General features: G+C 61.6%; 10 protein-coding genes. 8 read left to right on the forward strand and 2 right to left on the reverse strand.

Annotated features, from left to right (window positions below):
• Positions 1–69 precede the first annotated feature (69 nt).
• A complete protein-coding gene (locus tag AC07M7_RS06905; protein WP_136639371.1) occupies positions 70–1575 on the forward strand; it encodes a helicase HerA-like domain-containing protein in 1506 nt (501 codons plus the stop codon).
• 87 nt (positions 1576–1662) lie between these two features.
• Positions 1663–2169, forward strand: a complete 507-nt coding sequence (greB, locus tag AC07M7_RS06910; RefSeq protein ID WP_006381559.1) for a transcription elongation factor GreB — start codon at positions 1663–1665, stop codon at positions 2167–2169.
• Positions 2170–2236: 67 nt separating this feature from the next.
• Here greB and AC07M7_RS06915 read toward each other — a convergent pair whose 3' ends face one another.
• The gene (locus AC07M7_RS06915; RefSeq protein ID WP_430765910.1) at positions 2237–3082 is read right to left on the reverse strand and encodes a DUF3025 domain-containing protein; all 846 of its coding nucleotides are present in this window, start codon (positions 3080–3082) and stop codon (positions 2237–2239) included.
• The gene (gene rimO, locus AC07M7_RS06920; protein WP_430346142.1) at positions 3079–4437 is read right to left on the reverse strand and encodes a 30S ribosomal protein S12 methylthiotransferase RimO; all 1359 of its coding nucleotides are present in this window, start codon (positions 4435–4437) and stop codon (positions 3079–3081) included. The genes AC07M7_RS06915 and rimO overlap by 4 nt, the downstream gene beginning before the upstream one ends.
• Before the next feature lie 46 nt (positions 4438–4483).
• On the opposite strand from rimO, the gene AC07M7_RS06925 reads away from it, so the two are divergent.
• From AC07M7_RS06925 to AC07M7_RS06950, 6 genes are all read left to right on the forward strand, one after another.
• Positions 4484–6109: a recombinase family protein gene (locus tag AC07M7_RS06925; RefSeq protein ID WP_495206999.1), complete on the forward strand. Its 1626-nt coding sequence runs from the start codon at positions 4484–4486 to the stop codon at positions 6107–6109.
• Positions 6110–6702: 593 nt separating this feature from the next.
• Complete coding sequence (locus tag AC07M7_RS06930) at positions 6703–6855, forward strand: hypothetical protein (RefSeq protein WP_495207000.1); 153 nt, start codon at positions 6703–6705, stop codon at positions 6853–6855.
• 9 nt (positions 6856–6864) lie between these two features.
• Positions 6865–6999 (forward strand): class IIb bacteriocin, lactobin A/cerein 7B family, encoded by a 135-nt coding sequence (locus tag AC07M7_RS06935; RefSeq protein WP_495207001.1) that lies wholly within the window; start codon positions 6865–6867, stop codon positions 6997–6999.
• A 315-nt stretch (positions 7000–7314) separates the two neighbouring features.
• A complete protein-coding gene (locus tag AC07M7_RS06940) occupies positions 7315–9435 on the forward strand; it encodes a peptidase domain-containing ABC transporter (RefSeq protein WP_495207007.1) in 2121 nt (706 codons plus the stop codon).
• Positions 9432–10676, forward strand: a complete 1245-nt coding sequence (locus AC07M7_RS06945) for an HlyD family secretion protein (protein WP_495207002.1) — start codon at positions 9432–9434, stop codon at positions 10674–10676. The genes AC07M7_RS06940 and AC07M7_RS06945 overlap by 4 nt, the downstream gene beginning before the upstream one ends.
• Positions 10677–10956: 280 nt before the next feature.
• Positions 10957–11268, forward strand: coding sequence for a hypothetical protein (locus AC07M7_RS06950; RefSeq protein ID WP_495207003.1), 312 nt, complete (start codon positions 10957–10959; stop codon positions 11266–11268).
• The last annotated feature ends 45 nt before the right edge of the window (positions 11269–11313 follow it).

Consider the following 11313-nt stretch of genomic DNA (forward strand, 5'->3'; position numbering starts at 1 on the left):
GGGCAAGCGGACCTTCGGACCGTCACCGCCGGCGGTTAACATTGGGCTATTCACCACAAGGGCTGGACCATGGATCCGATTCTGCTCGGCAAAGGCATCACCGACGATGTTGCCGTCACCCTGCTGCCGAAACTGGGCAACCGTCACGGCCTGGTTGCCGGCGCCACCGGTACCGGCAAGACCGTGACCCTGATGACCCTGGCCGAGGGCTTCTCGCGGCTGGGCGTGCCGGTGTTCCTGGCCGATGTGAAGGGCGATGTATCCGGCCTGGCCGTGCCCGGCACCGGCGCCGAGAACCTGCTCGCGCGCGCCGCCGAGATCGGCGTGGCCGACTATGCGCCAGCGGCAAGCCCTACCATTTTCTGGGACCTGTACGGCAAGCTCGGCCACCCGGTGCGCACCACCGTCAGCGAAATGGGCCCGACCCTGCTGTCGCGCATCCTCGAGTTGAACGACACCCAGGCCGGCGTGCTCGACATCGTGTTCAAGCTGGCCGACGACCGCGGCCTGCTGCTGCTGGACATGGACGATCTGCGCGCCTTGCTCGGACTGGTTGCCGAGGAACGCAAGGACATCTCCACCGAGTACGGCCTGGTCAGCGCACAGTCGATCGCTGCCATCCAGCGTTCGGTGCTGCGCCTGGCGCAGGACGGCGGCGAGAACTTCTTCGGCGAACCCGCGCTGGAACTGGCCGACGTCATGCGGGTCAATCACGACGGCCGCGGCGTGATCGGCATCCTGGCCGCCGACCAGCTGGTGCTCAAGCCCAAGCTGTACTCCACTTTCCTGCTGTGGCTGCTGTCGGAGCTGTTCGAGCAGTTGCCGGAAGTGGGTGACCTGGACAAGCCGAAGCTGGTCTTCATCTTCGACGAGGCCCACCTGCTGTTCGACGATGCACCCGCCTCGCTGGTGCAGCGCATCGAGCAGGTGGTGCGGTTGATCCGGTCCAAGGGCGTGGGCGTGTACTTCTGCTCGCAGTTCCCTGACGACGTGCCGGGCAACATCCTCGGCCAGCTGGGCAACCGCGTGCAGCATGCACTGCGCGCGTTCACCCCGCGCGACCAGAAGGCGGTGAAGACCGCCGCCGAAACCTTCGTGCCCAATCCGAAACTGGATGTGGTGAAGGTACTGAGCCAGCTCGGCACCGGCGAAGCGCTGGTCTCTACACTGCAGGACAAGGGCGTGCCGATGCCGGTACAGCAGACGATGATCGCACCGCCGCGCTGCCGGATGGGGCCGATCACCGAGGCCGAGCGCGCCCAGGTGCGTGCCGGCAGCCCGGTCGGTACCCGTTACGACACGGCGATCAACCGCGAATCGGCTGCGGAACTGTTGGCACAACGTGCGCAGAAGGCGGTTGAGAAAGCAGAGGCTCCCGCTGCCCGCAGCCGTGAGCAGGACGAGGCGCAGGAAGGTGGCTTCGGCCAGTCGATCAAGGACGCGATCTTCGGCACCAAGCGCCGCCAGGGCATGATCGAGACCATGGCCAAGCAGACCACGCGCACCGTCGGCACCAAGCTGGGCAACCAGATCGTGCGCGGCATCCTGGGTGGCATTTTCGGCGGCAAACGCTAGCTGCCCCTGCTGGGGTCAGAGCCCTTTCCCGTGGAAAGGGCTCCGACCCCACGCCTCCATCGCTCCCCTGAAAAGAAATCGCACCATATGTCGCGTTGGCGTCCCCCTGCAGAAAAGAGCACCGCACTGATCACCGCCTCCGGCCATGCACGGTTGAAGGCTGAACTGGATGAGCTGTGGCGTGTGCGGCGCCCCGAAGTGGTGAAAGCACTGGCCGCGGCTGCTGCGGAAGGCGACCGTTCGGAAAACGCCGAGTACACCTACCGCAAGAAGCAGCTGGGCGAGATCGACCGCCGCGTTCGCTACCTGACCAAGCGGCTGGAGTCGCTGCGGGTGGTCGATACCACGCCGACCGATCCGCAGGCGGTGTTCTTCGGTGCCTGGGTGGAACTGGAGAACGTGGACAGCGGGCAGACCAGCCGCTACCGCATCGTCGGCCCGGACGAGACCGATGCGGGATTGGGCTGGATCAGCATCGACTCACCGCTGGCGCGTGCGCTGCTGAAGAAACGGCTGGATGATGAATTCTCGGTGGAGCTGCCGAGCGGGCCGCATACTTTTGCGGTGATCGGCGTGGACTACGAGCCCCTGTAGAATCGACTGTCAGTCGACTATCGCGCGCAGCGCGGGGTTTTCGCGGTGCTGCAGGAAGAGCAGTCGACTAACAGTCGACTCTACCGCCAGGCAACGGCGCCGGATACGCGCGGCCGACACGCAGCGGGCGGAAATAGTCTGCATCTGCGTAGAAGGCAGCATCCTGCACCTCGTACCAGCCGGGAATGCCAGCCAGCGGCAGGGGCCGCAGTTGCAAGGGATCCGTCAGTACCCCGCCCACGGTGATGGCCCGTGCGACGGCATCGACACACTCCGCGTCGGCATCACCCTGCACCACCACGCACTTGCCCACCAGCCTGCGTCCAGGCAGCACCGCCTGCTCCATCAATGCATGGCCGAATACCGCAGCGATGGCGATGTCGCCGCTCTGCCAGTGCGCAGGTTCGAACAACGCGCGCCAGTCGTGCGCATCCCACGCAGCCAGCAACGCGTGATTGCGCACGCGCACGATCACGCCGGTTTCGTCGAACTGGGTCAGCGCGGCCTGCGCGCGGTTGCGCTGGCCCGGCGGCATGGACTCGATATGCATGCACTGCCGCGCATTGAGTGCATGTTTGAGTTGCCGATGGCGTGCCCACACCAGCGCATTGAACAGGTCGTGCCAATTGTCGGCACGGGTCGCGAGGCGCCCCTGTGCGATGCGCACTTCGTAGTGCAGGCCGTCGGCCAGCAGCGTGGCATCCTGCTCGACCAGGTGCAGTCCCGGCAGCCCCAGCCGCACATCCAGATCGGCGATGGCTGGCCATTCGCGGCCAGCCAGCAGGTCATGGAAGTCCTTCAACCCCGCAAACACCGGGTGCTCGAATACAGTGGCGTCGACCGCCGCACGCGGCGGCGGCACGAAGCGACGGACACCGCTGCCGTCACCGGCGGCGGTCGTCGCTGCGGTCACAGCATCTTGAGATCAAATGCCGGGCGGGTGGCGGCCGGCAGCGCGTCACCGTACAGGTCGTGCTCGTCGCTCTCGGTGATTTCCACGTCGACGAACTCACCCACGCGCAGCGGCACCTGATCGGCGTTCTGGATATGCACCAGGCCGTCGATCTCCGGGGCATCGGCCTTGGAGCGGGCCACGGCGATATCGCCTTCGATGGCGTCGACCAGGCACTGCTGCACGGTGCCGATCTTGGCTTCCAGTCGTGCGGCGGAAATCTGCGCCTGCTTTTCCATGAAACGGGCCAGGCGCTCCTGCTTCACTTCTTCCGGCACTGCATCGGGCAGGTCATTGGCGGTGGCACCTTCGACCGGCGAGTAGGCGAACGCACCGACGCGGTCCAGCTGCGCTTCGTCCAGGAACGACAGCAGCTCTTCGAATTCGGCTTCGGTCTCGCCCGGGAAGCCGACGATGAAGGTGGAGCGCACGGTGATGTCCGGCGCGATGCGGCGCCAGTTCTGCACGCGCTCCAGGGTCTTTTCGACCGCGCCGGGGCGCTTCATCAGACGCAGGATGCGCGGGCTGGCGTGCTGGAACGGGATGTCCAGATACGGCAGGATGCGGTTCTCGGCCATCAGCGGCACCACCTCGTCCACGTGCGGGTACGGGTAGACGTAGTGCATGCGCACCCACGCATCCAGCTCGGACAAGCCTTCGCACAGTGCCTTCAGGCGGGTCTGGTAGGCCTTGTCGCGCCACATCTTCTCGGCGTACTTCACGTCCACGCCGTAGGCCGAGGTGTCCTGCGACACCACCAGCAACTCACGCACGCCGCCGCGCACCAGGCGCTCGGCTTCACGCAGCACCTCATCAACCGGGCGCGAGACCAGCTTGCCGCGCATCGACGGAATGATGCAGAAGCTGCACTTGTGGTTGCAGCCTTCGGAAATCTTCAGGTACGCGTAATGCCGCGGGGTCAGCTTGATGCCGTAGTCAGGCACCAGATCCACGAACGGGTCGTGCTTGGGCGGCAGCGCTTCGTGCACGGCCTCCATCACGCTCTGGTAGTCCTGCGGGCCGGACACCGCCAGCACGTTCGGATAGGCCTCGCGGATCTGTTCCGGGCGCTTGCCCAGGCAGCCGGTGACGATCACCTTGCCGTTCTGGTTCATCGCCTCGCCGATGGCGTCCAGCGATTCGGTCACCGCCGAATCGATGAAGCCACAGGTGTTGACCACCACCACGTCGGCCGAATCGTAGGACGGGACGATGTCGTATCCCTCGGACCGCAACTGGGTAAGGATGCGCTCGGAATCGACAAGGGCCTTCGGGCACCCCAATGAAATAAACCCTATACTTCTACGATCCGACACTGCATTACCTGGCGCTATGGCTACAAAGGCGAGAGTTTACAGCTACTTGCGCTTCAGTGACCCGAAGCAGGCCGCCGGCAGCAGTGCTGATCGGCAGCTGGAGTATGCCAAGCGCTGGGCGGCCGAACACGGCATGGCACTCGATGCCGCCCTATCCATGCAGGATGAAGGCCTCTCCGCGCACCACCAACGGCACGTAACCAAGGGCGCGCTGGGTGTCTTCTTGGCCGCGATTGATGAGGGCCGCATCCCGGCCGGGTCCGTCCTGATCGTTGAAGGTCTCGACCGCCTGAGCCGCGCAGAGCCCATCCAAGCGCAGGCCCAGCTGGCGCAGATCATCAATGCCGGGATCACGGTGGTAACCGCCAACGACGGCCGCGAGTACAACCGGGCTGGCCTGAAGGCCCAGCCCATGGACCTGGTCTACAGCCTGCTGGTGATGATCCGGGCCCACGAGGAATCGGACACCAAGAGCAAGCGCGTGCGCGCTGCCATCCACCGCCAATGCAAGGGGTGGCAGGACGGGACCTGGCGAGGCGTCATCAGGAACAGCAAGGATCCCAGTTGGACCCGGCTGGACCCGGAGTCCGAAACGTTCCAGCTCGTGCCCGAGCGAGCTGAGGCGGTGGAGCTGGCGATCCGCATGTTCAGGGACGGCCACGGAGCGGTGAGGATCATGCGCACCCTTGCCGAAGAAGGCCTGCAGTTGACCAATGGCGGCAATCCGGCTGGACAGCTCTACCGGATCCTGCGCAACAGGGCCCTGATCGGCGAGAAAGTGCTGGAGATCGATGGCGAAGAGTACCGCCTGGCCGGGTACTACCCTTCCATGCTGAGCGCGGAACAGTTCGCGGACCTGCAACAGGCGACCGAGCAGCGCGCGAAACAGAAGGGCACCGGGGAGATTCCCGGCCTGATCACTGGCCTGCGGATCTCCTACTGCGGCTATTGCGGATCGGCAATGGTCGCGCAGAACTTGATGAATCGCGGGCGCCGTGAAGACGGCGGTCCGCAGCACGGGCACCGACGCTTGATATGCGTAGGCAACTCCCAGGGCATGGGCTGCGCCGTTGCTGGCAGCTGCAGCGTCGTACCTATTGAACACGCGATCATGAGCTACTGCGCAGACCAGATGAACCTGGCCCGGTTGCTCGAGGGTGGGGATAGATCGGAGGCACTGAGTGGAAGATTGGCCGTTGCGCGTGCGCGGGTAGCTGACACTACCGCGAAAATTGAGCGGATCACCGATGCCATGCTGGCAGATGATGCAGGCGACGCGCCGGCCGCATTCATACGTCGGGCGAGAGAATTGGAGGTAGCGCTGGCCGAGCAACAGTCCGAAGTAGAAGCACTGCAGCACGAGATGGCCGCAGTCGCCAGCTCGCCCACGCCCGCCGTGGCCAAGGTGTGGGCTGAACTGCAGGAAGGCGTTAAAGCCCTGAACTATAACGCGCGGACCAAAGCCCGCCAGCTGGTGGCCGACACCTTCGAGCGCATCTCGATCTACCACCGGGGAACCGACCCGGAGCAGACGCGGTCTTGGAAGGGCACCATAGACCTGGTGCTGGTGGCGAAGCGCGGCAGCGCGCGCATCCTGCATGTAGACCGCCAGACGGGTGAATGGCGAGGGGGAGAAGAGATCCGAGACCTACCGGATGATCCGACGCAGTAGGCGGGTCTTAACACCCCGCCGTAGCTGCTCTGCAGCCCTGCCCTCAACCACGCCTTGCGGGCCGATATGGGATCGCGTGCCCGCCCTCCGCGATGGCGCCAAACAAGAAAGCCCTAACCAGAGTCAGGGCTTTTCAATTGGAGGCATCAAGCGGAATCGAACAGCTATAGACGGATTTGCAATCCGTGCAGAATCAAGTTCTGCCAAGAACCTGCGACGAAATGACACCTGCGCGGCACCCGCCTGCCAATGTGGGAGCTAGATCAAGCTGACGCTCCCGGTGGGGCTGAACCCGTTCAAATAAGTTCAGCACGTGGAACACCCGGGGGCCGGGCTGCCGACAGGCGCAAAACTCCCACCACCAAGAGCTGAGGTAAGTAAGAGCGTGTCACCCCGTTGTGAGGCTGGACCTTGTCACGCGACGAAACACCTGCTTCCATCGGCCAGCTCGAACAAATCTTAATGGAAGATAAATAACACCCACTAAGGCGTAGGGGGTCATTACTGCTGCTCGTTCTAATAGCTGAGAGGGTTCAATTCCGAGGCCTCTCCGACCTTGCACCAGGGTAGGTGCACTTAACCAAGGAAAATCCATGCGCGACTTAGATAGCGATCAGATTGCAGCGGTGAGCGGTGGTGAGATGTCGACCACATCCAAGGTTGTAATCGGGGGTGCCCTACTGCTGTCGCCAGCAGTTGGGTTGGGAATGATGTTGGGCTATTACTCCAACACAGAAAAAAACTGAGGGCTCCTCATGAAAGAACTATCTGCGGAAGAAGTAACCTCGGTTTCGGGCGGAAGCGCGCTTGTGGTCGCCGGAATGATTGGAGCGGCCATTGTGTTTGGCTATGGCGTTGGGAAAGACCTTGCGGAACGAGACAACGCCTGAGAATGTTAGGCGATGCACCTATGTCGCCCCCCGATTAAGGAGTGAATCAAGATGACCAAGCTTAGTGACGTAAAGATCATCACCTTAGCTTTCATAGCCTCATTCATCGTTTTTGTGGCAGGCTATAACGGGGGTAAACTACTCGCGAAGCAAGACAACTTGAAGCAACCCTCTGTGCAGTCTCAGTAAATTTATCTGAGCACAAGGGGCGGGGCTTATGTCCCGCCCCTTCTTATGGCTCATCTAAAATAAAATGAGCGCTCAGAAACACCCCCCACTTAATCCGCTCTTCACGCAATCAGGAGGAGCTAGCTTATTGACGTCGCAATTCAATCCGAGGCGGCTGAGTGCGGGCTCGCCTGCTTAGCCATGATTGCATCCCATCACGGCAACGGCATTGGGCTCCGAGAGCTTCGGCGCCATTATGCCCTATCGCTGAAAGGGGCAACTCTTGCTCAGATTATAGAGATTGGAGGAAAGCTCGACTTTCGTTGCCGTCCCTTGAGCTTGGACATGGAACACCTGAGCCAACTTCAGTTGCCATGCATCGCGCATTGGGATCTCAACCACTTTGTTGTAATCAGCAAAGTTCATCGCAACGGTGTCACAGTGCTGGATCCTGCCTTCGGCGAGCGTAAGCTTTCCTTGGAAGAGGTCTCACGTCACTTCACCGGGATTGCTCTGGAGTTGCATCCAACTACCGAGTTCCGGGCGACCCCTCGCCCGCCAGCAGTCTCGTTTGCACAGCTGACAGGCAGGGTCGAGGGGCTTTGGCGGGCTGTTGGACTACTGCTGCTCTTGTCCGTTGCTCTTCAGGTATTCGTCCTGATAGCACCGTTCTTCATGCAGTGGACCGTGGATCAAGCGCTCGTCGCCTATGACAGAGACTTGCTGACCGTGCTGGGTACTGGATTCGCTCTGGCGCTCCTGTTGCAGGTATGTATTGGGCAGATTCGAGGCAGGGCGGTCATCTATCTATCAAACCGACTCAACCTGGAATGGACCGGCAACGTCTTCCGCCACCTCCTGCGTTTGCCCTTGGACTATTTTGAGAAGCGCCATCTAGGTGATGTCACGTCACGTATGGGAAGCATCCAGGCCATCCAGAGAACACTGACAACCGGCTTCGTAGAGGCGCTCATTGACGGCCTCATGGCGGTTGTGACCCTGGGAATGATGCTGCTGTACAGCTGGAAACTGGCGCTGGTCACGCTGCTTGCGGTTGCTCTGTATGCAATTGCACGCGCCTGTGCATTCCCACCCCTGCGCCGAGGCACAGAGAAGCAATTGATCGCCGGGGCACGGCAGGAGAGCCATCTACTTGAGTCGATTCGGGGAGTGCAGTCGGTAAAAGTTGCCGGCCGCGAATCAGTTCGCCAAGCGGGCTATTTCAACCTCATGAACAAGACTATCAATCAAGACGTTTGGCTCTCGAAGTTTGGACTGAGTTTCGCGGGAGGCAATCAGCTGCTGTTCGGCCTGGAGCGCATTGCGGTGATTTGGCTGGGGGCGCTACTGGCCATGGACAATGTGTTCTCCGTCGGCATGCTCATTGCTTACCTCGCCTACAAGGACCAGTTCTCCCAGCGCGTCGGAGCGTTGATCGACAAGTGGGTGGAGTTCCGCATGCTTCGCCTTCACGGCGAGCGACTCTCCGACATTGTTCTGTCCGAACCAGAGGACCACTCGTCCAATGCGGGTGCCCTGTTGCCGGACGGACTTCGCATCGAGGTCGAGGGGCTTGGCTTCCGCTATGGCGCTGGAGAGCCATGGGTGTTGAAGAACTGCAGCTTTGTAGTGGACGCCGGTGAGTCGGTCGCCATCATCGGCCCTTCGGGCTGCGGGAAGACCACGCTGATGAAGATACTTCTTGGGCTTCTCCAGCCGACCGAAGGTCTGATCCGCATTGGTGGCGTTCCCTTATCAAGGATCAGCATGGACGCTTACCGGCGCATGATCGGAGCGGTGATGCAGGACGATCAGCTCTTTGCGGGCAGCGTAAGCGACAACATTACATTTGAGGACGATCACTGCGACGAGGATCGAGTGCGTGAGGCGGCGCAGTTGGCTGCTGTGCATGACGACATTGCGGCTATGCCAATGGGCTACAACAGCCTGATCGGAGACATGGGAACCACCCTTTCCGGAGGCCAGAAGCAACGGGTAATCCTCGCTCGCGCCCTGTATCGCAAGCCCCAGTTTCTCTTCTTGGACGAGGCAACCAGCCATCTGGATGTTGAGCGGGAAAGGCTGGTGAATGAAGCTGTCCGACAGCTTGAGCTGACCCGGGTGATCATCGCCCATCGTCCGGAGACCATCGCCAGCGCCGACCGCGTGCTGATCATGGAGGCGGGCGCAATAGCGCACGTGCTGACCCAGAACACATCCAACTCCCTCGCGCCGGAACGAGGCGATGCAGCGGAGCTCACCGCATGAGCAGCCTCTTCCGCAAGGAAGCGATTGATGCCCAGCGGCGAAGCTGGCTGGGCGGGATATCCCTCGTACAGCCACTTCGGTTCTGGCTTCTGGCGGTGTTCACAGCGATCGCTGCCATAGGCATCGTTAGCTTCTTTTACCTTGGTGAGTACTCACGCAGATCAAGGGTCTTGGGTGAGCTTGTTCCCGACCTCGGGCTTTCCACCGTGGTTGCTCCATCGGCGGGTGTGGTGGCGAAACTGGACGTCGAAGAAGGGGACCATGTCCAGCGCCAGGACGGGCTGCTAACCATCAACATACCTCGCGTAACATCTTCGGGTCTGGACACCGTATCCACGTTGCTTGAGGCACAACGTTCCCGCATAGCCAGCGTGGGAGCGATGAGCGAGTTCCAGGACAAGCAGCTCGCAGCGCAGTTGGAGGGTGCGGAGGCTCAGCGCACTGCGATGCTGCGTGAGCTTTCGCAGATCGAAGCAGAGATCCATACCCGTGGCGAGCAGGTGAGAATCGGTCGCGAGACCCTCGCCCGCTATCGGAGCGTCGAAGATGAGCGCTATGTGAGCCTGATTCAGATCAACCAACAAGAGCAATCGATGCTTGAGGCGGTCAATGCACAACAAGCCCTTCAACGCCAATCGACCTCGATTCGGCGGAACCTGGCCGAACTGGAGCAGCGGCTTGCAGAAATTCCCCATCAACGGCTATCCGCCAAGGCAGTGTCTGAGCGTGACCTTGCCACCTTGAATCAGGAATCTATCCGGATGGAGGCCGACGGGGAGCTGCTCCTTCGAGCCCCGGTAGCTGGACTGGTGGCAAATCGACTCGTTGAGGCTGGCCAAGCGGTGCAGCCCGGTCAACCCATTCTCAGCCTGCTTCCCAAGGGATCTGAACTTCGAGCGCAGCTGCTGGTGCCCAGTTCGGCCATTGGTTTCGTTAAATCAGGTGACAGGGTTCTGCTGCGCTACCAGGCCTATCCCCATCAGAAATTTGGAGCCCACGAAGGAACGGTCATCCGCATCTCTCGCAGCGCCTTGACGGGGAACCAGAAGGACGGCGACACGAAGCAGTCGCTGTATCGAGTTCTGGTCTCGTTGGATCAGCAGGGAGTGCTGGCATACGGGAAGATGGAGCCGCTCCGCCCCGGGATGCAGCTTGAAGCCGATATCATGGGCGAGCGCCGCAGGCTCTATGAATGGCTTTTGGAGCCTCTCTACTCCGTCACCGGCAGGCTTAAAGACTGATGATCAGTGCTCGACTGCACCGCCGGCGAGCCCGCCTCCAGCGGCCCAGCGGCAGCTCGGCCTTCTCCGGCCAGTTGAAGGTCTCTGGCTGCGGCAGCAGTGCCCGCATTTGGTCCCAGGTCTCAATCCCCTCAGGCGGCACCAGCACCAGTTGCTCCAGCGCCTTGTTCACCGCTCCGAGGGCACGGCCACCTTCGAGCGCTTAAGAACCCTTCAAAGTAGCGCGATCACCTGTCCGCTATCCGCTAGACTCGCGGCACATCAAAGACGAGGAGCGGGCATGGATGGTATTGGCATCGCGATGGCCAAGCTGGCAGGCATTCGAAAGGCCGTTTCATTGGCCCTTGATGAGGCAAAGCGAGGCAACCCAAGGACGACGTGGACAATCGAAGAGGTCATGCCGTACTTCGTCAGCATGCAACGGCAGATGGAGTCTCTTCGAAAGTCTCACCCCGACCTCTTTGATGACATTCCCGACATTGGGTGCTCGCCCCGGGCCGTGCACGCAGTCAGTGGCGTGGCCTCCGGCTACTTCCATCGCGCCCAGCTCGAACACCTTAGGGTTCTACCCCGATATCACGGACGGTTCTAAAAGAGCCGCAACCTTCTGATCCTGCCTGGCGACCCTTCGCCGCAT

This window comes from Stenotrophomonas sp. GW821-FHT09E08 (assembly GCF_059416125.1).